The organism is Mesorhizobium sp. WSM4817 (assembly GCF_055811135.1).
The window spans coordinates 28,124-49,638 of sequence record NZ_JBVVQQ010000009.1 but is presented as its reverse complement, the minus strand read 5'-3'; the positions used below and the strand labels follow the sequence as shown (position 1 = coordinate 49,638).

The 21,515-nt window shown below is 62.8% G+C and carries 22 protein-coding genes; 13 read left to right on the top strand and 9 right to left on the bottom strand.

Features of this window, described 5'->3' with window-relative positions:
- Positions 1 to 5: 5 nt before the first annotated feature.
- On the top strand, positions 6 to 260 hold the full coding sequence (locus tag AC0L2K_RS14540; protein WP_287174752.1) for a nickel-binding protein: 255 nt from the start codon (positions 6 to 8) through the stop codon (positions 258 to 260).
- Between the two features lie 251 nt (positions 261 to 511).
- On the opposite strand, the gene AC0L2K_RS14535 is transcribed toward AC0L2K_RS14540, so the two are convergent.
- The 6 genes from AC0L2K_RS14535 to AC0L2K_RS14510 form a co-directional block, all read right to left on the bottom strand.
- Positions 512 to 1,348 (bottom strand): 3-oxoadipate:acetyl-CoA acetyltransferase, encoded by an 837-nt coding sequence (locus AC0L2K_RS14535; RefSeq protein WP_128246273.1) that lies wholly within the window; start codon positions 1,346 to 1,348, stop codon positions 512 to 514.
- 9 nt (positions 1,349 to 1,357) lie between these two features.
- The gene (locus AC0L2K_RS14530; RefSeq protein WP_473531658.1) at positions 1,358 to 1,792 is read right to left on the bottom strand and encodes a type II 3-dehydroquinate dehydratase; all 435 of its coding nucleotides are present in this window, start codon (positions 1,790 to 1,792) and stop codon (positions 1,358 to 1,360) included.
- Between the two features lie 4 nt (positions 1,793 to 1,796).
- Positions 1,797 to 3,098, bottom strand: coding sequence for a TRAP transporter large permease (locus tag AC0L2K_RS14525; protein WP_287171254.1), 1,302 nt, complete (start codon positions 3,096 to 3,098; stop codon positions 1,797 to 1,799).
- Positions 3,095 to 3,613 (bottom strand): TRAP transporter small permease, encoded by a 519-nt coding sequence (locus AC0L2K_RS14520; RefSeq protein WP_091595709.1) that lies wholly within the window; start codon positions 3,611 to 3,613, stop codon positions 3,095 to 3,097. The genes AC0L2K_RS14525 and AC0L2K_RS14520 overlap by 4 nt, the downstream gene beginning before the upstream one ends.
- A 73-nt stretch (positions 3,614 to 3,686) precedes the next feature.
- Positions 3,687 to 4,673, bottom strand: coding sequence for a TRAP transporter substrate-binding protein DctP (gene dctP / locus AC0L2K_RS14515; protein WP_473531657.1), 987 nt, complete (start codon positions 4,671 to 4,673; stop codon positions 3,687 to 3,689).
- A 48-nt stretch (positions 4,674 to 4,721) separates the two neighbouring features.
- The gene (locus tag AC0L2K_RS14510) at positions 4,722 to 5,633 is read right to left on the bottom strand and encodes a shikimate dehydrogenase (protein ID WP_473531656.1); all 912 of its coding nucleotides are present in this window, start codon (positions 5,631 to 5,633) and stop codon (positions 4,722 to 4,724) included.
- A 176-nt stretch (positions 5,634 to 5,809) separates the two neighbouring features.
- Here AC0L2K_RS14510 and AC0L2K_RS14505 point away from each other — a divergent pair, with 176 nt between their 5' ends.
- The 7 genes from AC0L2K_RS14505 (at position 5,810) to AC0L2K_RS14475 (ending at position 12,101) form a co-directional block, all read left to right on the top strand.
- Positions 5,810 to 6,496 (top strand): TetR/AcrR family transcriptional regulator, encoded by a 687-nt coding sequence (locus AC0L2K_RS14505; RefSeq protein WP_128166363.1) that lies wholly within the window; start codon positions 5,810 to 5,812, stop codon positions 6,494 to 6,496.
- A gap of 84 nt (positions 6,497 to 6,580) precedes the next feature.
- Positions 6,581 to 8,473 carry a bifunctional sugar phosphate isomerase/epimerase/4-hydroxyphenylpyruvate dioxygenase family protein gene (locus AC0L2K_RS14500; protein ID WP_473531655.1) on the top strand — a complete coding sequence of 631 codons (1,893 nt, stop codon included), beginning with the start codon at positions 6,581 to 6,583 and terminating at the stop codon, positions 8,471 to 8,473.
- A 5-nt stretch (positions 8,474 to 8,478) separates the two neighbouring features.
- Positions 8,479 to 9,279: a 3-oxoadipate enol-lactonase gene (gene pcaD, locus AC0L2K_RS14495; protein WP_287171345.1), complete on the top strand. Its 801-nt coding sequence runs from the start codon at positions 8,479 to 8,481 to the stop codon at positions 9,277 to 9,279.
- Positions 9,276 to 9,674 (top strand): 4-carboxymuconolactone decarboxylase, encoded by a 399-nt coding sequence (gene pcaC / locus AC0L2K_RS14490; RefSeq protein WP_287171262.1) that lies wholly within the window; start codon positions 9,276 to 9,278, stop codon positions 9,672 to 9,674. Before pcaD ends, pcaC begins: the two co-directional genes overlap by 4 nt.
- 2 nt (positions 9,675 to 9,676) lie before the next feature.
- Positions 9,677 to 10,435, top strand: a complete 759-nt coding sequence (pcaH, locus tag AC0L2K_RS14485) for a protocatechuate 3,4-dioxygenase subunit beta (RefSeq protein WP_287171263.1) — start codon at positions 9,677 to 9,679, stop codon at positions 10,433 to 10,435.
- Positions 10,435 to 11,049 (top strand): protocatechuate 3,4-dioxygenase subunit alpha, encoded by a 615-nt coding sequence (gene pcaG / locus AC0L2K_RS14480; protein ID WP_287171264.1) that lies wholly within the window; start codon positions 10,435 to 10,437, stop codon positions 11,047 to 11,049. Before pcaH ends, pcaG begins: the two co-directional genes overlap by 1 nt.
- Positions 11,046 to 12,101, top strand: a complete 1,056-nt coding sequence (locus AC0L2K_RS14475; protein ID WP_473531654.1) for a 3-carboxy-cis,cis-muconate cycloisomerase — start codon at positions 11,046 to 11,048, stop codon at positions 12,099 to 12,101. Before pcaG ends, AC0L2K_RS14475 begins: the two co-directional genes overlap by 4 nt.
- Before the next feature lie 18 nt (positions 12,102 to 12,119).
- Here the strand turns inward: AC0L2K_RS14475 and AC0L2K_RS14470 are convergent, their stop codons facing one another.
- Positions 12,120 to 13,247 (bottom strand): Gfo/Idh/MocA family protein, encoded by a 1,128-nt coding sequence (locus AC0L2K_RS14470; protein ID WP_473531653.1) that lies wholly within the window; start codon positions 13,245 to 13,247, stop codon positions 12,120 to 12,122.
- Between the two features lie 9 nt (positions 13,248 to 13,256).
- Positions 13,257 to 13,934 (bottom strand): GntR family transcriptional regulator, encoded by a 678-nt coding sequence (locus AC0L2K_RS14465; protein ID WP_473531708.1) that lies wholly within the window; start codon positions 13,932 to 13,934, stop codon positions 13,257 to 13,259.
- 130 nt (positions 13,935 to 14,064) lie between these two features.
- Between AC0L2K_RS14465 and AC0L2K_RS14460 the strand changes: the two genes are divergently transcribed.
- Both AC0L2K_RS14460 and AC0L2K_RS14455 read left to right on the top strand, forming a co-directional pair.
- Entirely contained in the window at positions 14,065 to 15,222 is a 1,158-nt protein-coding gene (locus AC0L2K_RS14460; RefSeq protein WP_473531652.1) for an LLM class flavin-dependent oxidoreductase, read from the top strand.
- A gap of 67 nt (positions 15,223 to 15,289) precedes the next feature.
- Entirely contained in the window at positions 15,290 to 15,835 is a 546-nt protein-coding gene (locus AC0L2K_RS14455; protein ID WP_023797645.1) for a flavin reductase family protein, read from the top strand.
- A gap of 38 nt (positions 15,836 to 15,873) precedes the next feature.
- Here the strand turns inward: AC0L2K_RS14455 and AC0L2K_RS14450 are convergent, their stop codons facing one another.
- Positions 15,874 to 16,917 carry a LacI family DNA-binding transcriptional regulator gene (locus tag AC0L2K_RS14450; protein ID WP_023797644.1) on the bottom strand — a complete coding sequence of 348 codons (1,044 nt, stop codon included), beginning with the start codon at positions 16,915 to 16,917 and terminating at the stop codon, positions 15,874 to 15,876.
- Between the two features lie 119 nt (positions 16,918 to 17,036).
- Between AC0L2K_RS14450 and bglB the strand changes: the two genes are divergently transcribed.
- From bglB to AC0L2K_RS14435, 3 genes are read left to right on the top strand one after another with little or no spacing between them, the layout of a single operon-like run.
- Complete coding sequence (bglB, locus tag AC0L2K_RS14445; protein WP_031254343.1) at positions 17,037 to 18,125, top strand: beta-galactosidase BglB; 1,089 nt, start codon at positions 17,037 to 17,039, stop codon at positions 18,123 to 18,125.
- On the top strand, positions 18,122 to 18,958 hold the full coding sequence (kduI, locus tag AC0L2K_RS14440) for a 5-dehydro-4-deoxy-D-glucuronate isomerase (RefSeq protein ID WP_473477739.1): 837 nt from the start codon (positions 18,122 to 18,124) through the stop codon (positions 18,956 to 18,958). The genes bglB and kduI overlap by 4 nt, the downstream gene beginning before the upstream one ends.
- The gene (locus AC0L2K_RS14435) at positions 18,955 to 21,480 is read left to right on the top strand and encodes a hypothetical protein (RefSeq protein ID WP_473531651.1); all 2,526 of its coding nucleotides are present in this window, start codon (positions 18,955 to 18,957) and stop codon (positions 21,478 to 21,480) included. Before kduI ends, AC0L2K_RS14435 begins: the two co-directional genes overlap by 4 nt.
- Positions 21,481 to 21,515 lie beyond the last annotated feature (35 nt).

Below are 21,515 nucleotides of genomic sequence, written 5' to 3'. Positions count from 1 at the left end.
GCACCATGCCTCGCATAATCGTCGAGCGGTCTTTTGAAGCCCCGTTCACCCAGCAAGAACTCGACGCGGTGGAGGCGCGGATGGCGCCGTGCCTCGACCTCTACGATGTCCGCTGGATCCGTAGCTACTGGTCATCCGACCGGCTGCGCATGATCTGCGAATACGAAGCCGCTGATATCGCCAGCGTTCGAAACGTCCAGCGCGAGGCCGAAGCCAGGTTTGAGCGGGCCTGGGCCGCCGATGTGCTGGGCGAGCCGTGAGGCCCACTCGTCAGGCTATTGCGGGTGAAAGTTGCAAGCCGTGTGTCGAAACCGACTCCATCGAGAAAGAAGTCGATCCGATCCAGCCTCCCAGTCCCCTTCCAGCCGGACCAGATTCCGGGGCGGTTTTTCCATCCATGATGTGGCTCCGCCCTCACCTGCCGCCGAAGCCGCAACGCTTGAAGGATCGATGAGGACGTTGCCAAGGCGCAACAGGTCTGACAGCGGGGCGCGAAGTTGCGGCCCAGGAATTACGATCCTGACGCCAGACCAAGCGTTTGGCGCGCCTCGTTGACGGTGGCCACACGCCGGCCAAACTTCTCGACTGAGGCCGCCGCGCGTTCGACAAGCTCGGCGTTGCTGCGCGCCAGGCGTTCCCTGGTGATCCTGATATTATCCTCAAGTCCGGTGCGAACTGCGTCTGCTGCGCGCGCCAACGCCCATTCCATTACGATCGTCTGGTTGCGTCCTATTCCGGCCGCTGTCCAGGTGGACTGTGGAAACAGGAGTTTCGCTTCCCTGAGGAGCACATCGAGCAATCTCTCCTCCGCAGGCAGTGCGTTTTGCACGCCCATGACAAACTGGATGTGCGGTCGCTCACCCAAAAGTCCCGCGTCGGCCAGCCGCCTGGCAGCGTGAAGGTGCGAGAGGTCGAAGATCTCGATCTCCGGCAGCACGCCATTTGCCTTCATCGCGGTTGCGAGATCACCGATCAGGGCGGGATGGTTCTCGTAGACGATGGATGGGAAGTTGACCGAACCGGTCGAGAGCGAGGCCATGTCCGGCTTCAGATATAGCGCCGAGCCACGCGCGGCAGGATCACGACCGCGCCCGCCGGTCGAAAACTGGACGATCATGCCGGGGCAGTGCCTACGCACCCCCGCCTGAACGGCAGCGAAGCGCGTTGGTTCAGACGATGAACTCTGATCGTCATTGCGCACGTGGATGTGCACCAGCGACGCACCTGCTTCAAAGGCTTCCTGGGTCGACTCGATCTGTTCGGCCACGCTGATCGGCACCGCAGGATTGTCTTCCTTGCGCGGCAGCGAGCCGGTGATCGCAACAGCGATGATACAGGGTTCAGGCATGGCGATAAACTATCCGTCTATCTGGTCCATGAGCCAGCGGATCGCGAGCGGATAGCCCGCGGCGCCGAGCCCCGCGACCACGCCGGTGGCGACCTTCGATACCAGCGACCGATGATAGATCTCCTCGCGGCGATGGATGTTCGAGATATGCAGTTCGACGATCGGGCCCGGAAACATTTTGAGCGCATCGAGCACCGGGATCGAAACAAAACTCAAACCCGCGGGATTGATCAGAATGCCCGCGCCGTCGTCGATCGCCTCATGCACCCAGTTGACGATTTCGCCCTCAATGTTCGACTGGTGAAAACGGACCGGATGGTCGCCGGCGGCGTCACGGCACATCCGCTCGATTTCTGCGAGTGTCGTCCGCCCATAGATCTCCGGCTCGCGCATGCCGAGCCGGTTGAGATTGGGGCCGTTGAGAACGAAGATTGGCTTGGTCATGGTCCTATCCTTGATAGCCCAGCAGGCGCGGCAGCCACAGCACCAGCGATGGGAAGAAGGTGATCAGCATCAGGGCGGCAATCATGGCGTAGAGAAACGGCATTACATCGTGCACCAGGTCGCGCAGCGGCACCTCTGCGATGCGGGTCATGATGAACAGCAGCAACCCGTAGGGCGGGGTGACGAGCCCGAGCATGATGTTGACGACGACCATTACGCCGAAATGCACCATGTCGACACCGAGCGCCTGCGCAGTCGGAATCAGCACCGGTACGATTACCAGCAGGATAGTCGTGCCCTCCAGCACGCAGCCTAGGATCAGCAGCAGGATGTTGACCAGGATCAGGAAACCCATCGGCGAAAGATCCCAGGACTTCAGGATCACCGACAGGGACTGCGGAATGTTCTCAACCGTGACAACGTAGTTGAACACCAGGGCGCCGGCGATGAGCATGCCGATCGAGGCCGTGGTGCGGGCGCTGTTGAGAAGCGCATGGTAGAGTTGGCCCGGCGTCACGCTGCGATAGATCGCGACCGAGATGAGCAGCGCGTAGCCGGCGGCGACCGCCGCGGCCTCGGTCGGGGTCATCACGCCGCCCCTTATGCCGACCAGCAGAACGACCGGCAGCATCAGCGCCGGAAATGCGCGCAAGGTGATCCCCGGAAATTCCCTGAGCGGCACCGGCTTCTCGACCGGAAAGTTCTTCCGGCGCGCGTCGATGGCGACGATGATCATCTGCGACAGGGCGAGAAGAAGGCCCGGCACGATACCCGCAATGAAGAGGTAGCCGATGGATGCATCCGAGATCAGCGCATAGATGACCAGCGGAATCGACGGAGGAATGATCGGGCCGATGACGGAGGTGACGGCTGTCAGCGCAGCGGCATAGCTCGCCGGGTACTTGCCATCCTTGGTCATGAGTTGCTGCATCATCTTGCCGGTGCCCGCGGCGTCGGCGATGGCCGAGCCGGACATGCCGGCGAAGATGATCGACTGCAGCACGTTGACCTGCGCCAGGCCGCCGCGGAAACGGCCGACAACGGCATTGCAGAATTGCAGCAGCCGGTCGGTCATTGTCCCGGCGTTCATCAACTCCGCGGCGAGAATGAACATCGGTACGGCAAGCAGAATATAGCTTGTGTAGAGCCCGTTGAGGAGCTGCTCGGCCGACGTGCCCATGTCGAGCCCTGCAAGCCAGAGATAGAGAATCGACCCGGCGATCATCGAGTGACCGATCGGCAGGCCAAGCAGGGCCAGCGCTGTGATCGCAACGACTGACAGCGAAAAGGGACTCGCGAGATTCATACGCCCGAACTCGCTTTCGTGGGGTCAAATTCCGCCGGTGCTTCGCCGCGCAGAGCACGCCACGCCAGCCACAGGTAACGGGCGATCACGGCGACCACGAAGACGAGATAGATCGAGAACAGCCAGTCGAAGCGTATCTTGAGGTAGGCGGTGCTCTCGACCTTCATGAAGGTCACGTAGCTGAAGACGGCCGGAAAGGACCAGCCATAGAGCGCGACGAGAGCGATTGCGAAGGCAAGCGTCATTACCCGCCTGATGTCCGGACCGACTGTGGCGTAGAGGAGATCAAAACGGATTTCCTCTTCTTCACGAACGACGAACGCTGCGCCGAACAGCACAACCCAGATCCAGAGTACGACGGTGAGCTCGTTGCTCCAGCCGGTCGGCCAGTTGAGAAGGTAGCGAAAAGCAACCTGCAGCAGAAACGCGGCGAACATGGCGCCGATTGCGATGGCGATGGCGTTCTCGGCGCGCCGGTAGAGCCAGCCGCCCACCTTTCTCAATCCCGGGTTCATGATGCCTCCCTGACGGGCGTCTGGCCAAACCGGCCAGCCGGTCGCAAGCGGACCGGCCGGCGCGTTCGTCGCGTCAAAGCGCGTTGATCTTGTCGACCATCCCGGCAGGCCATTCCTTGGCCAGGTCGGAGGCAAGATATTGCTCCTGCACATGCTTGCGGAATGCTGCGACATCGGGTTCGTAGATCTTCAGGCCCTTGCCCTTGAATGTTTCAACGAGTTCCTTCTCGCGCGTCAGGTGTTTCTCTGTCGAGAAGTCGATCGCCTTGTCCGCCGCGGCCTGGACCTTTGCCTGCTTCTCGGCCCCCATCTCGTCCCACACTTTTTTCGAGATGCTGAGAAGGTCGAAGCCGACAAGGTGCGAGGTAAGCACGATCTGCGACATGACCTCGTAGAATTTCATGTTCTCGACGTTGGGCAACGGATTGTCCTGCCCGTCGATTGCGCCTGTCTGCAGGCCGGTATAGACCTCGGCATAGGCCATTGGCGCAGGGTTCGCACCGAGCGCCTGGCCGAGGAATTGCCAGGCGTCGCCACCCGGCATACGCAGCTTGATGCCTGCCATGTCGGCGGGAGTCTTGATTTCCTTGTCCGGCTTCAGGCCGACCTGGCGCAGGCCGAAATAGGTAGGGCCGAGCACCCTCACGCCGAGCTGGTCCTCGGTCATCCTCTTCAGCTCCGCACCGGCATCGCTGGCAAAGAACGCATTCACGTGCGCGGCGTCACGGAACAGGTAGCCGGCGGTGACGATGGACCACGCCGGAATCTGCTTGGAGATGTCCTGCGGGGCGACGTTGCCCATCTCGAGGTTGCCGCGCTGGATGGCGACAAGTTCGGTGCCCTGCTTGAACAGGTTGCCGCCGTAATAACCCTCGAAGGCAAAGTCGTCCTTGATGGCGTCGGCGAACATTTTCATCATCTCGGCCCGGATGTCCTGTTCCGAGAACACGGCCGAGAAACGCAGCTTCGGCTTGTCCTGCGCGAAGGCGGGAACGGCGGTCGCGGCAGCGAGTGCGCCGGCGGCGGCCATAAACAGGCGTCGGTTCATTTCAGCTTTCATGTCGATTTCCTCCCTATGGTCTTCATATGGTTATAGGCGTCATTGCCTTCATGCGGCGGCCTCGAAATGATCTGCCATGGCGCGGTGGTCGGCCTTGCGCCCGGTGAAGAGTTCGAACGCGCGGACGGCCTGATAGATCGCCATGCCGGTGCCCGGCAGCGTTCTGCAGCCGATCGTTCGGGCCGCCACCAACAACTCTGTTTCGGTCGGAAAGTAGATTATGTCGGCGACCCATTTTTCGGCTGTCAGAAGAGCCGTGTCGAACGGTGTTCCGGGGTACTTCGCCATGCCCACCGGCGTCGTGTTGACGATGCCGTTTGCCATGCGCACGGCTGCAGCCGGGTCCGGCCACGTCTCGACGCGACCGCCGAACAAGGCGCCCATCCGCGACGCAAGATCCGAGGCGCGACCGGGTTGGCTGTCGAGGACGAACAGCCGGCCAACGCCCATTTCCATCAGTGCGTTTGCGACTGCGGCGCCCGCTCCGCCGGCGCCGAACATTGCGACACAGCCCATCGATGCGCCTGTCATCGCCTCGCGAAAACTCTCCGCGAAACCCCAGCTGTCGGTGTTGTGGCCTTCCTTGCGTCCGCCAGCAAAGACGACCGTATTCACCGCGCCTATCGCGCGCGCTTCCGGCGACAGCGCATCGAGGACGGGAATGACAGCCTGTTTAAACGGATGCGTGACGTTGAGGCCGTGAAAGCCTGCAATTTCCGCCGCCGCGATCAAGTCGCCGATCGCCGCGTCCGGAAATCCGAGCCGGTCGAAATCGAGCAAAAGGTACGAATAGCCGATGCCAAGGCGCTGGGCTTCACGCTCGTGCATGCCGGGAGTGCGCGAGGACTGAATACCGCGTCCGACGAGGCCAATCACGACCTTTTCGCTGTCGCCGCTGGCGGCGCCCTTGTGCTCGTCGGCAAGACGGCAAAGGAGGTCGACAAGGCTGTCGTCGCCCATCTCCCGAAATTCCTCCCTGTACGGGCCGCCTCCCAGCCCAAATGCGGCAATTCCTGGATCGCCCTTGTGTTCACGCCAAACGCGCCGGTAAATGAGCCGGTCGCGATTTGCGAATGATGTACTAACTGGTTAGTTTAGTCAAATGCCGGCTGCGCCGGGGCGGGAACTCAAACTGCATGGCCGTTATCAAGAAAGAACGAAAGCCGAAGCCGGACGCGAGCACGACGCGTATCCAGGACCCTGAGGGCACGCGCCGCAACATCCTGGAGATCGCCTCCAAGGAGTTTGCCCTGAACGGTTTGTCGGGCGCGCGCATAGACGAGATTGCGGCGCGCACACGCTTCAGCAAGCGCATGATCTACTACTATTTTGGCGATAAAGAAGGCCTCTACCTGCGCGCGCTCGAGAACGCGTATCGTCAGGTGCGCGAGGGCGAGGCTCAACTTGATATCGAAGGTCTGCCCCCCGTGGCGGCACTGACGCGCCTGGTGGAGTTCACGTTCGACCACCATCACCGACACGAGGAATTCATCCGCATGGTGATGATCGAGAACATCCATCACGGCCAATACCTCCAACAATCGGATGCGATCCGCGAACTGAACGTGACGGCGATCGACCACATCTCTCGCATCTATTCACGCGGTGTCGAAGAGGGGGTCTTCCGGCCGGGACTCGACGCGATCGAACTCCATTGGCAAGTAAGCGCGCTGTGCTTCTTCAACGTTTCCAATCGCACCACCTTTTCGATGATCTTCGGACGCGACTTCGGCGCGCCGGCACAACTCGAGCGGCTCAAACGCAACAGCGTGGAGATGCTGTTGCGTTTTGTCGCGAAGGACGAAGCTCCCGCAGAACGCTGAGCGGCCGAAACTTGCGGTGCTGCCAGCGTTGCCTTAGTTATGTACGAACTGGTTCGTTCACGACAAACCAGGGAGGAGGCGCGTTTGAAGACGTCGATCGCGACGGTGTCGATCGCCGGTGACCTGGCGGAGAAATTCGCGGCAATTTCCGCCGCGGGCTTCGACGGTGTCGAAATCTTCGAGAACGATTTCCTCGCCTTTGACGGCTCGCCGCGCGACGTCGGCCGAATGGCTGGTGACACAGGTCTGACCATAACGCTCTTCCAGCCGTTCAGGGATTTTGAGGGGTTGCCGGAGCCGCAGCGCAACCGCGCCTTCGATCGTGCCGAGCGCAAGTTCGACGTCATGCAGGAACTCGGCACCGATCTGATGCTGGTATGCTCGTCGGTGTCGCCGGTCTCGCTTGGCGGGATCGACCGGGCGGCCATGGACTTTCGCGAGCTTGGCGAGCGCGCCGCCAGGCGCGGTCTGCGCGTCGGCTACGAGGCATTGGCCTGGGGGCGTCACGTCAACGATCATCGCGATGCCTGGGAAATCGTGCGCAGGACCGACCATCCGAACGTCGGGCTGGTTCTCGATTCCTTCCACACGCTGGCCCGCAGGATTGAGCTCGGCTCGATCCGTTCGATACCCGCGGACAAGATCTTCATTGTCCAACTCGCCGACGCGCCGCTGATCGACATGGACTTGCTCTATTGGAGCCGGCACTTCCGCAACATGCCAGGCGAAGGCGATCTGCCGGCGCGACAGTTCATGCAGGCGGTCGCGGCAACCGGTTATGACGGCTATCTGTCGCTCGAGATTTTCAACGACCAGTTCCGTGGCGGGTCGGCAAAGGCGATCTCCGTCGACGGACGGCGTTCGCTCGTATGGTTGATGGACCAGGTGCGGCGTGAAGAACCGGCACTTGACATGGCCATCCCGCCAATGCCCGACCGCATCGGGGTCGGAGGGGTCGAGTTCATCGAGTTCGCGGCCGATCGCCAGGACGCCGGACAGCTTGGATCGCTGTTGCGCATGCTCGGCTTTGTCGAGGCCGGTCGGCACGTCTCTAAGGAGGTCACGCTCTACCGCCAGGGCGAGATCAATATCGTCATCAACACCGAGCGGCAGGGCTTTGCCCATTCTTCCTTTGTTGTCCATGGCACGTCGGCATACGCGATGGGCCTGAAGGTCGAGGACGCCGCCGCCACGGTGGCGCGCGCCGAGGCACTGGGCGCGGAGATCTTTCACCAGCGGGTCGGGCCCGGCGAGTTGTCGATCCCGGCGATCCGCGGCGTCGGCGGCGGACTGATCTACTTCCTCGATGCCAAGACCGACCTGGCGAAGGTCTGGGACATAGAGTTCACGCCGGTCACGTCGGCAAGGTCCGGCAATGGCGTCGGCCTCACCCGTATCGATCATGTCGGGCAGACCATGGCACAGGAGGAGATGCCGAGCTGGCTGCTGTTCTATGTCTCGATCTTCAGGACGACCAAGACCCCGATGGTCGACATCGTCGATCCGGCCGGCCTCGTGCGCAGCCAGGTCATCGAAGGTCTGGACAAGCGCTTCCGCCTCACGCTGAACGGCGCCGAGAGTCACCGCACCCTGGCCGGCCATTTCATCGCCGAAACCTTTGGTTCCGGCGTCCAGCATCTGGCACTCGCGACGGATGACATCTTTGCGACGGCGGCGAAGCTGCAGGCCAACGGCTTCGAACCGCTTCAGATATCGATGAACTACTACGACGACGTAGAAGCGCGCTTCGGTCTGGATCCGGAAGTCGCCGATCGGTTACGCTCGGCCAACATCCTTTATGACCGCGACGACAACGGCGAATTTTTTCAGCTCTATGCGCCGACATTCGGAGAGGGATTCATTATCGAGTTCGTTGAACGGCGCGGCGCGTATGCAGGCTATGGTGCGCCGAACGCACCATTCCGCATCGCCGCGCAAAAACGGCTGATGCGGCCCAAAGGAATGCCAAAGCTATGACAAGTATGAACTTTGCTCGCATCAATGGCGCGACGATCCACTACCGGCATCGTCCCAAAACTGGCAGGCCGACGGTCGTCTTCGCCAACTCGCTCGGCACGGATATGCGCATCTGGAACGAGGTCGAGCGAAGGCTGGCCGACGACTGTACATCCGTTGCGTTCGACAAGCGCGGACACGGCCTGAGCGAACTGGGTGGCGCGCCGCAAACAATCGAGACCCATGCGACGGACCTTGCAGGGCTGCTCGACCATCTTGGCGTAAAGCGCGCGGTGATCTGCGGGCTTTCGATCGGCGGCGTCATTGCGCAATGCCTTTACAAGACGCGGCCGGATTTGATCGAGGGATTGATCCTTTGCGATACGGCAGCGAAAATCGGTACGGCCGAGATGTGGAACGAGCGCATCAACGCGACCCTGTCGGAGGGCATCGCCAGCTTTGCCGACGACGTGATGCGAAAATGGTTCACGCCGGATTTCCATAAGAATCGCGGCGAGGAACTGGCGGGTTATAAAACGATGCTGACGCGCCAGGATCCGGCCGGCTACGCTGCTGCCTGCGCGGCTATCCGCGACGCCGATTTCACCGCGACGACCGCCGCGATCAAAGTGCCGACACTCTGCATTGTCGGCGATCAGGACGGATCGACGCCGCCTGAACTGGTGGAATCGCTGGCCCGCTCAATCCCCGCCGCACGATTCGAGGTCATCTCCGGTGCGGGCCACATCCCATGCGTCGAGCAGCCGGAAAGGCTGGCCGGGCTGATCCGTGGCTTCCTGAACGACATGCCAAGAGAGCGCAAATGAGCAAGCCACGACACGGCGACCGATACGTCGAAGGGATGGCGATGCGCCGTTCGGTGCTGGGTGACGCCCATGTCGACCGGGCAGAGGCGGCCAAGACCGAATTCGACATTCCTTTCCAGGAACTGATCACGGAGGCTGCATGGAGCCACGTCTGGTCGCGGCCGAACATCACCAGGCGCGAGCGTTCCATGATCACCATCGCGCTGCTCGCCGCGCTGAAGCAGGACGAAGAGGTTGCGATACATATCCGCGCCAGCGTCAATACCGGGGCGACGCGCGACGACATACGCGAGGCGCTGCTGCATGTGGCAATCTATGCCGGGGTACCGGCGGCAAATCATGCGATGAAGATCGCCAGGAAGACGTTCGACGAAATCGACGCTCAAGCCGGCTAATCATGACCAAGTCGCGCTTTCCCGCCAACCGCACGCCGGAAATCGGCGCCTTCTTTCCGCGCGACCGCAACTGGCATCCGCCGGCCTTCACGCCAGCCTACAAGACGTCCGTGCTGCGCTCGCCGCAACGGCCGCTTCTTTCCCTCGACAACACGCTGTCGGAGCTTACCGGGCCGGTCTTCGGCCAAAGTATTCTCGGTGAACTGGACAATGACCTCGTACACAATTTTGCCGGGCGGGGCGAAAGCGCGATCGGGCCACGCATCCTCGTCTATGGCCGCCTGCTCGACGAGCGCGGCATCGGCGTCGCCGGTGCGTTGCTGGAGGTATGGCAGGCCAACGCCGGCGGACGCTATCGACACAGGAAGGAGACTTATCTCGCGCCACTCGACCCGAACTTCGGCGGCTGCGGCCGCACCATCACCGGCGAGGATGGCTCCTATTGTTTCCGCACGATCCAGCCGGGGCCATATCCCTGGCCCAACGGACCCAACGACTGGCGTCCAGCGCACATCCATTTCTCGATCTTCGGGTACGGCTTCGTGCAGCGCCTGATCACCCAGATGTATTTCGAGGGCGACCCGATGATCTGGAGGTGCCCGATCGTGCGGACCATCAACGACCGCCGCGCTATTGAAGGCCTCACCGCCGCACTCGACATGGAGGCAACGATACCGATGGATGCGCGGGCATACAAATTCGACATTGTACTGCGCGGCCGCCGCTCGACGCTGTTCGAAAACCGCATCGAGGGCAACTGATGGTCCAGGCTCTTGGCCGGCTGAAGGAAAGCGCCTCGCAGACCGCGGGACCCTATGTCCATATCGGGCTGACGCCCAACTTTGCCGGTATCTCGGGCGTCTTTGAACGCGACCTTGGCACCGCGATGGTCAACGACAAGACCAGGGGCGAACGCATCAGGGTCAATATCCGGGTGATCGACGGCGCCGGCTCGCCGCTGAACGACGCACTTGTGGAGATCTGGCAGGCGGACGCCGCCGGCATCTACAATTCGCCCTCGGATCTGCGCGGCTCCGCCGACCCGAACTTTACCGGCTGGGGCCGGCTGCCCACCGACATGACGACGGGCGAATGCCTGTTCGAAACCATCAAACCCGGTCGCGTGCCGTTTTTTGACGGCCGCAAGATGGCGCCGCATTTGACGGTCTGGATCGTCGCGCGTGGAATCAACATTGGCCTTCACACCCGTATGTATTTCGGCGATGAGGAAACCGCCAACGCCGAGGATCCCGTCCTGATGCGCATTGAGCAGAAAGAGCGCGTGTCAACGCTGGTCGCGCCGCGCGATGGCGACATCTACAAGTTCGACATTCATCTCCAGGGCATCAACGAGACGGTCTTCTTCGACATATGATCGCAGCATTCGACAATCCCCTCCTGTCCGGGCTTCTCGGCGATGAGAAGATGGCGACGCTGCTCGGCGTCGAGGTCGAACTTGCGACGATGCTGCAATTCGAGAAGGCGCTCGCCGACGCAGAAGGTGCGCTCGGCATCGTCCCGGCGGCTGCAGCAAGCGCCATCGGGCGCGTCCTCGACAACTTCCGGCCGGAGATCCAGGCCCTGAGGGACGCAACGGCGCGCGACGGCGTCATGGTGCCGGAACTCGTGCGGCAGATCAGGCATGCTGTCGGAGAGCCGCATTCGGAGCATGTGCATTTCGGTGCGACCAGCCAGGACGTGATCGACACGGCCATGATCCTGAGAATTCGCGCCTGTATCGACCTGTTGGAAGAACGGCTTTCGGCTCTGGTGGTCGCCTTCGCCGATCTCGGCCATCGGTTTGGCGATCGCCCGCTGATGGCCCGAACCCGAATGCAGGCAGCGATTCCGATTTCCGTAGCCGATCGCGTCACAAGCTGGTGCGAACCGCTGGTGCGCCACCACGAGCGGCTTCAATTGGTGCGAGGATCGATTCTCGTCGTCCAGTTCGGCGGCGCCGCCGGGACACTCGAGAAGTTCGCAGACAAGGGGGCCGCCATCCGTGCCACGCTGGCCCGGCAGCTAAGCCTTGGCGACGCGCCGCAATGGCACAGCCAGCGCGACCGCATCGCTGAGCTGGCCAACTGGCTGTCGCTTGTGACGGGCGGCCTCGGCAAGTTCGGGCAGGACATTGCGCTGATGGCGCAGGCAGGCGACGAGCTGCAAAGGGCGGGCGGCGGTTCGTCGTCCGCCATGGCGCACAAGCGCAATCCCGTCGACGCCGAGATGCTGGTGACGCTTGCCCGCTACAACGCGGTCCAATTGTCGGGAATGCATCATGCGCTGATCCATGAGCAAGAGCGCTCCGGTGCAGCCTGGACGCTGGAATGGTTGATCCTGCCGCAGATGCTCATGGCGGCTGGAGCATCGACCTGTGTCGCGGACAGGCTGGTCAGAACCATAGCGGCAATCGGAGGCAAGGGTTGACTGATCCCACTAGGCGGCTCACGCCGTGGATCTTGCGCTCTCGCAGGCATCGAGTGGGTTGGAAATGGCCGTGCCCTGGTTTGCCGACAATTGTGCGGCCATACCCATGGCGACAGCTTTCCAGCCATCATCCAGCGTCACCTCGACCGGGCCCTCGCCTCGCAGGGCGGCGCAGAACCGCTGATGCTGATAGAAAGTCGAGCCGTTGTGATCGCCGGCCGTCAACAATTGCGGGTCGACCGGGATCTCGACGGTGTACGGTCCCTGCGGAAAGCGTGGGCTGACGATCAACTGCGGCGTCGGCGCCGCGCCGAGATGGGCTGGCCAGAAGCGGCCGGGACCCGGCACCAGGCATTCGACTTTACCTCGCGCACCGACGGCGCTGATCTCCTCCTGATAGCGGCTGCCCTCTGCATACATGCACAGTTCCAGCATGGCGCGCGCGCCGCTGGCGAAATCGACCAGCACGTAGCCGCAATCCCAGATATCGGGTGTTTCGCCATCATAATTTTCGTCGAGATGGTTCACTTCCTGTCCGGCCGACGCCATGATTCTTACCGGTTCCGATTTCAGGATTAGCCGCATGAGATCGAAGAAATGGCAGCATTTTTCGACGAACGTGCCTCCCGATCGACGGTTGAAGCGGTTCCAGTGGGCCACCTTGTCCAGGAACGGGTAGCGATGTTCGCGGATTGTCAGCATCCGGATGCCACCGGTGGCGTCCTGCGCCTGCTCGATGAATCGAGCGACCGGCGGCATATAGCGGTATTCCATCGCGACCCAGACTGGTGCGGTATAGGTCGCGGCGAACGCCTTCACCGCGACTGCGTCGACCGGATCGGTGAAAAGCGGCTTCTCGACCAGGATAGGCAGCGCACGGATAGCGGCGATTTCCTTGAGCTGTGCGAAATGCACATAGTTCGGACTGGCGACGAGCAGGCAGTCGACGCGCGGATCGGCCGCCACCTCCGCGACCGAGCCGGCGATCGACGCTTGCGGGGTGAGGCCTGCCATGCGTGCGCGCATTGTCGCGTCGGGCTCGAAGATCGCCGCGACGCCGACATCGGGCAGCAGCGCGATATTGCGAAGATGCTCCTGCCCCATTATGCCGCAGCCGATGATGCCGTAGGAAATGTGCTTCGCCATATCCGTTCCCTATCGCAGCCGCGCGACATAGCGCGCGACGCCATGATCAAACCAGGTCCTGGAAAACTCCGCGCTGGCGCCGTCCTGCATCCAGCCGGTACGCTCGATGAAGCCGGCGGCAGCGCCCGGCGCGAGGCCGAATTCTGGCAGCGCCCATCCCGGCACCTGGCCGACCCCGACGCGGTCCTCTGCACGCAAGATCCAGAAGCCGAGCACCTTGCGGTAGTAGAGATAGAGCGAATCCGACAGTTCTTCGATAGCAACCGTCTCCACACGGGCACCGTCGAGCCAGATCTCCTCCAGCGCCGCCGGCTTGCCGCTGAGGCTCCGCAGCCGCCTTATTCTATGAGCCTCGCTGCTCGACCCGAACACCGGCAGGTCCATCGGTTTCGCCAGCCGATCGACTGACAGAACGCGCGCCGTCGGCAGCCCGCCTCCCTCCAGGAGTTCCAGCCGGAACATGGAATAGACACTGGCCACGTCAGGTTGCGAACGTACGTAGTTCCCGGAACCCTGGATGCGACTGAGCAAGCCCTTGCGCTCGAGATCGCCGAGCGCCTTGCGCAAAGTACCGACCGCTATTCCGAGCCCCGCAGCCATGTCGCGCTCCGGCGGAAGCTTTTCGCCCTCAATCATCCGCCCGGCCGCGATCTCGCGAATCAGCATTTCGCTGACCTGCTGATGCATCGGAAGCGCATAGGCGTTTCTGGACGTGGTCACATTGTCTCCAACGCAAAATTGATACACTATTGATCTACACAAACACGAATGATATGCAACAGGGAAATCCAGTCTCTGACAACGAGGAGTGCCGACATTGACGGTCGTTCCGGTGACGTCCGCAGATCTCGATGCTGCTGAAGTGTCGTGGTTTTCCGCTTTGTGCTCCGATGATTTCCGCTATCTCGGCGTACCGGATGGCGCGCTGCGGTCGAGTTGGGAGCACTGCTCCGATATCGTCAAGACAGCCGAAGGACTGGGCTTTCGCAATATCCTGTGCCCCTCGTCCTATCAGGTCGGCCAGGATACTCTGTCCTTCGTGGCGGGCTGCGCTCCGATAACCTCGACGATCAACCTTCTCGCGGCGGTGCGTTGCGGCGAAATGCAACCGATCATGCTGGCGCGCACGCTCGCAACGCTCGACCACATGCTGAAGGGCAGATTGACTGTAAACGTCATCTCTTCCGACTTTCCCGGCGAACTCGCCGACAGCCGCTTCCGCTATCAGCGTTCGCGCGAGGTCATCGAGATCCTGCGTCAGGCCTGGACGCGCGATGAAATCAACCATCAGGGCGAGGTCTACCAATTCGGGAAAGTAACCGCCGACCCCGCAAAGCCCTACCAACAGAATGGCGGGCCGCTACTCTATTTCGGCGGCTATTCGCCCGACGCGCTCGAACTCTGCGGCGCACAGTGTGACGTGTATCTGATGTGGCCGGAGGCGAAGGACGTGTTGGCGCACCGCATGCGTGATGTTCACGAGCGTGCAGCCGCCCATGGCCGCACACTGGATTATGGCCTGCGCGTCCACGTGATTGTGCGCGACACCGAAGCCGAAGCCCGCGAATATGCCGAGGAACTGATTTCGAAACTCGATGACGAGCAGGGCAGCGTTATCCGCGGCCGCGCACTGGACGCGACATCCCTGGGCGTCGCGCACCAGGCAAAGAACCGCGCCGGCGCCGACGCACAAGGCTATGTCGAGCGGCATCTGTGGACCGGCGTTGGCCGCGCACGCTCCGGTTGCGGCGCCGCGATCGTCGGCTCGACCGATCAAGTCATGTGCGAGATCGAGGAATACCGGAAAATGGGCATCCGCGCCTTCATCTTCTCCGGCTATCCGCATCTCGACGAGGCCCTGTCCTTCGGCAAGCGCGTGCTGCCGAACATCAGCACCTGCTCGCTGCCGCATGTCTATGGCCGGGTGCCGGAAATCACCCCGGCGACTCCGCTCGGAACCGGGGAGCGGCGATGATGATGCTGCGAAGGCGCGTCAACGAGATTGAAGCTTCCACCGCAGCCCTTGGCCAGGAGGGCGCCTGATGTACCACTTCCTCAACCCCGAGCAGCAACCGATGAAAAGCTTCGTGCCCGGCCCCGACCGCAAGCGCGAGTTCCGCGACGCGCTCGGCCGGTTTGCGACCGGTATCACCGTCGTCACCACGATGACGCCTGATGGTCCCGTCGGCATCACCGCGAACAGCTTTGCATCGGTGTCCCTCGACCCGCCGATCGTGCTCTGGTCGATCGGCCGGCATTCGAGGCGCTTTGCCGCCTTCGCTGGTTGCGAGCATTTCGCGGTTCATGTCTTGGGCGCGGAGCAGATCGAGCTGAGCCAGCGCTTCGCTCGCGCCGGTCAAGCCTTTGACGGCCTCCCGCACGACCTGAACGATGCCGGCGTGCCGCTGCTGGGTGACTGCCTGTCGCGGTTCGAATGCGTGCGGATCTCCGGGCATGAGGGCGGCGACCATTTGATCGTCGTTGCCCGCGTAACCGCCGCGACCTTGCGAGACGGCGAACCTCTGCTTTTCTTCGGCGGAGGTTACGGACGCTTCGAAGACGGTTCGAACGTGGCCACACCGATGTAGCGATGGCCTGGCCCGGACAGCGGTGTGAACCATACGTCTCAGGCGCGAACCGGGCCGGTCGACTGGCGTTGCACGATATGGCAGGCGAATTCGATACGGCGCGGCGGCAGGTCCCCGCCGAGATCGGCGAGCAGGAGGTCGAGCGACGCCGCGCCGATCTCGCGCATCGGGATATGCATCGTCGTGAGGGGCGGGTTTTGGAAAGCTGCCTGCGGAAGGTCATCCATGCCCATGACCGACACGTCGGCAGGCACCTCGTAACCCGACTTCCGGATCGCCATCATCGCGCCGATAGCGAGACTGTCGCCCGCGGCGAGCACGGCTGTGAAATCGAGGCCACGCGCCTCGATGCGCCGCGCAATCGCTTCCGCCGCAAGGTCCGGCAGCCAATCCGCCACCTCCACGGCCAGGTCGCCGGCCGCCAGGCCGCACTCTCGCAGTGCATCCTGCCAGCCCTCGAAGCGACGCTCGATCGTGCGCCGCCCGCGTCGCATCAGGAACAGGATGCGCCGGTGGCCGAGGTCGAGCAGGTGCTGCGTCGCGAGATGCGCCGCCGAGCGGTTGCATGGCGTCAGGCTCGAATGGTGCATGGCCGGGTCGTCGCCGTTTATGAGCACGATCGGCTTGCCGAAACCGCCGGTCAGCGTCAGCACCGCCTCGTCGTCAAGCGTCAGAAACAGGCAACCGACGACGCTCTTGTCTTGCCTGGCCTCATTGAGCAGCGCGATCTGCTCACCGGCGTCGGCGATCGAGCGCGACACCAGCTCGACACCGAGAGTTTTTGCGCGCTCGTTCAGTCCGTCGAGCACATAGAAGGTGAACTGGTTGCGGCCATAGTCGATCCTCGCAGCGTTGCTTGCGGCGAGGATCACCTTGCGGCCGGCGATCGACGTGGGGATCGTGTAGTTCAACTTCCTGGCGGTTTCGATGATCGTCGACCGAAGGTCGCCGCGCACGCCCTTGCCGCCAGCAAGCGCCCGCGACGCCGTGCTGACGGATACGCCACAGCGCGCGGCGACGTCTTCGAGCCGCACGCGCCGGCTGGGCGTGCCGCGCTTCCCGCTTTCGACCTTGACGACCATAGGCTGTTTCCTCACCAGGCCTTCATGCTGCAAAAAAATTTCAGATTGCGCAATAAAAATTCCTGTGGCACCCATTTGCCCGACATCGCGCAAACTTGGGAGGAGTGGTGGCGTCGTCCATGAGAGATATGCGCTCAAAGCTCGACCTGCTCGTGCGCGGCATGACCGGCCTGCGCCATGACGGCCGTTTCGACGAGCCCAACCTCGACGGCACGGCCGGCGACTACATCAGCTTCGATTCCTGGGAATGGCCGCAGGGTGTAGGCCTCTACGGCCTCGTTTGCCTCTGGCGGCACAATCGCGACCCGAAACTCTTGAAGACAATCGAAGATTGGTACGAGCGCCATTTAAGGGCGGGCCTGCCGCCGATGAACATCAACACCACCGCTCCGATGATGGCGCTGGCATTGCTCTGGGGCGAGACACGCGACCAGCGCTGGGAAACGCCTCTCTGCCAATGGGCCGAAAGGCTGCTTCGCGACATGCCTCGCACGCCCGAGGGCGGGTTCCAGCACAATGTCTCAGACAAAATCAACGACGACGAATTGTGGGACGACACGTTGTTCATGGCCGGCCTGTTCCTCGCTTTCCACGGCCGCGCGGCCGGCCGGCAAGCTTGCATCGACGAGGCTGTTCGCCAGTTCCTCGTCCATGCGCGCTATCTCGCCGACCCGAAAACCGGCTTGTGGTTCCATGGCTGGACATTTGCCGGCCGACATAATTTTGCCGGCGCTCTCTGGGCCCGCGGCAACGCCTGGATCACGGTCGGCATCCTCGACCTGATCGAAAATGGTGGTGTCGGCAAGCCAGTCGAAGCCTATCTGCTCGGCGTGCTGGAAGCGCAGATCGAAGCGCTGCTGCGCCTGCAGGCGCCATCGGGAGCATGGCACACTTTGCTCGATGACCCGACCTCCTATGAGGAGATGTCGGCCACCGCCGGCATCGGCTATGGTCTCATGAAAGCTGCGCGCCTGGGCTTCGGGCCCAAGGCGTGCGGTCCAGCGGGCCGGCGCGCACTCGACGCGGTGCTGGCCAGCATCGACGAGAACGGCGTGCTCGGAAACGTTTCCTATGGCACCCGCATGGGCCATGATCTCCAGTTCTACCGCGACATCCCGATCCAGCCTACCGGCTACGGCCAGGCCCTGGCGATCCTCTGCCTCACCGAGGGGATGATCCATGCCGAAGCTGACGAGGCAGCGGCATGACGATGCGCGTTCTCTTCGGCGCCGGTCCGGGCGACATCGATGGCTACGGAACGGAGCGGCTGCGCGCCGAGTTTCTGGTGGAGCGGCTGTTCGAGCCCGGCCGTATCGCCTTCGCTTACACCCATGTCGACCGCATGATCGTTGGCGGCGCGTGCCCAACCGGAGAGCCGCTGAGTTTCGGCGATGGCGCGGACGTCGGCACGCCTCATCTGTTCACCGCGCGCGAGATGGGCATCGCCAATCTCGGCGGCGCAGGAACGGTGAGCGTCGACCAGCAGCGCTTCGCGCTCGCCAACCGCGATGTGCTCTATGTCGGGCGCGGCGCGAAGCAAGTGACGCTCGAAAGCGACAGCGCCGCGCACCCCGCCTGGTTCTATATGAACTCGGTTCCGGCCGGCGCAGACATCAAGCATCGGCTGATCACGAAATCCGAGGCGAAGCCGCTCGAACTCGGCGAGGAGCGACGCGCCAACAAGCGCACATTGCGCATGTACATTCATCCGGAAGTCGCGCCTTCCTGTCTGTTGCTGATGGGCATCACGGATCTCGCTGCGGGCAGCGTCTGGAACACCATGCCCCCTCACCTGCATGAGCGGCGCATGGAAGCCTATCTCTATTTCGATCTCGCGGCGGAAGATCGGGTAATCCATCTGATGGGACGGCCGGACAATACCCGCCATCTGATCGTGGCCAATGGCGAATGTGTCATCTCGCCGGCCTGGTCGATCCATATGGGCAGCGGAACCGGCCCCTACGCCTTCGTCTGGGGTATGACCGGCGAGAACCAGGCCTATAACGACGTGTCGCCCGTGCCCGTTGAGACGCTGCGATGAACACCGTGGAACCGATCACGCACGATCTTACGCTGCGCCGGCCGCTCGCGCTCGGCGGCCCCGTCGTTTACTGGCTCGTCGGCACGACGTCCGAGCAGCGCTACGATGTTGCGGATCAGCCGATGCAAGGGGAGATGGATCCCTTCTTCTTCCTGACCAAGCACAAGAATTTCATCCCGCACGAATATCCCTGCCGAACCGAGTTTGCCGCCGAACGCCGCGGGAAACGGCCCGAGCCGCAGGGCGTGTTCGAGCCGGACCGTGTTTGGCTTCCGTTCGGCTCGCCCCGTGTCGACCTGTCGGGCTTCTGGTTCCGCCCGACCGTGGTCGCCACCTGGGCAAGTACCGTGCTCGATGCAGGCTCGGACGGCCAGGCGCGGCTGCGGCTGCGCACCTGCGGCGGCGCCGTTTTGTTCGTCAACGGGATAGAGGCCGGCTGGATGGCGCCCTACGGGCGCAATCTCGAGGCTTCTCAGGATTTCGAGGTCGATCTCGTCGCCGGCGCCAACGAGATCAGCATCTGGTTCGACGATCTCGCCGAGCGTGACGCACGCTACTTCTTCCAACTCGACTATCTCCGGGGCCCAACTGCCGAACAGGTCTTGCCCACGACCGTCAAAGGCGACGTCGCGGCGGCCATGGAAGCCGCTCTCGACGCGATGCATTTCGAGCGTCCATTTTATTCCGGCGGCGAAGTGGCGCTGGTGACGGATGTCGCGCTGCCGGTTGCGGTGGATGTAGCTGTTGTGATCGAGGGCGACTTCATGTCGATCGAGGCGCCCGTGATCTTCCGCCGCCGCATCGAAGCGGGGGCAAGACGCATCACGATTGCCGCCACGGAAGACCTTCCCGCCGACTTCCGGCATTTTGCCGTATCGCTCTCATCTTCAGGCTTTGTTGCCCAGCGGGTCTTCGGCGTCGAGATCTGTCATGCGGCGCGTCAGGGCCGCGCTCCGGCCGTCCTTGCCGACAGGATCGGCGAAGCCCTGGAACAGGTCTCCAACTTCGCAGAGGCCGATACCGTGCGGGCGCTGGCGCGGCTGGCGACCGGCCGTGGCGGCCCCGAAACCGACGCCATCATTGCTGCTGCACTGCCGGCGATCGAGGATTGCCACGACTGCGCCGATTTCATCCTGGTTCCACTGCTCTGGTGCCGTCGTGCCTATGGCGACAGGATCGCGGTCGATCTCCGTCACCGCATTGACGAGGCGATCCTCAATTATCGCTATTGGATGGATGAGCCGGGCAACGACGTGCAGTGGTACTTTTCCGAAAACCACGCGCTTCTGTTTCACACCGCGGCTTATCTCGGCGGCCACCTCCTGCCCGATGCCCGCTTTGTCCGCTCGGGGCGCACCGGCGCGGAGCAGTCGACCGTGGGCCTTGCGCGCGTGCGCGCCTGGCTTGATCATTTCGAGGCATGGGAGATGGCGGAATTCAACTCCGCCCCTTATTTCCCGATCGATCTCAAAGGGTTGACGATCCTGTACGCGCTTGGGCCAGACGCCGATGTGCGCCGGCGCGCCGGGGCTGCGATCAACCGCCTGCTCGAGATCGTCGCCCGCTCGGCTCAGCAGGGCATGCTTACCGGCGCGCAGGGCCGCTCCTACGAACACACGCTGCGCGCCGCCCGTTCGCTGGAACTTTCCGGCATTGCACGCATGCTGTGGGGCAAAGGTTTCTACGGCATGCGCTTCCACGCCCTGCCGCAGCTTGCGCTCTGCCTGCGCGACCATGGGCTCCACGTCCCGCAAGAACTGACCGGTATCGCCTGCATGGCCGGCGACGACGCGCAGGAATGGTGCTTCGCGCAGGGCCAGAACCGGATCGCCAAGCTCTACCACTACAAGACCCGCGATTTCGCCATGGGAAGCGCAGCAGCCTATCGCTGGAACGAATGGGGTTATCAGGAAACGGTGCTGCACCTGCGCCTCGGCGGCAATCCCGACGCGCAGATATGGATCAACCATCCGGGCGAGACAATTCATTCGGGCTATGGCCGTCCGTCTTACTGGGGCGGCTCCGGATCTCTGCCGCGCGTGCATCAATACCGCGACCTGGCGGTTGTGATGTTCAGCTGCGCTGCCGAGCAACCCGACTTTACCCATGCCTGGTTCCCACAGAGCGCGTTCGACGAAGCGAGGGTCAAGGAACATATAGCTTCGGCGCGCGGCGGCGATGGGCTCGCGATGCTGAAGGCCGACAGCGCCTTCGAGCTCGTCGGCCGCGGGCCGACGACTGGAAACGAGTTGCGCGTGCCGGGCCATCAAGCCGCGTGGATCATCCGTCTGGGCCGGCGCCGGCAATACGGGTCGCTGGAGGAATTCGAGGCGCAGTTTTCTCAGCTCGCGCTCGGCCACGGAAAAAGCGGCCTTCTGCATGTCAATGACCCGGAATATGGCGACGTGCTGTTCCATCCGGATGGCCGCATTGAGACTGAAGACCGTGTCATCGATCCGGCCGACTGGCAGGTCAGCGGCGAAGCCACGTTCTTCACAGCCGACGCCATCGGAACCAGGTGAGGATCGGATCAAAAGGAGCCCGACAAGCAGCTCGG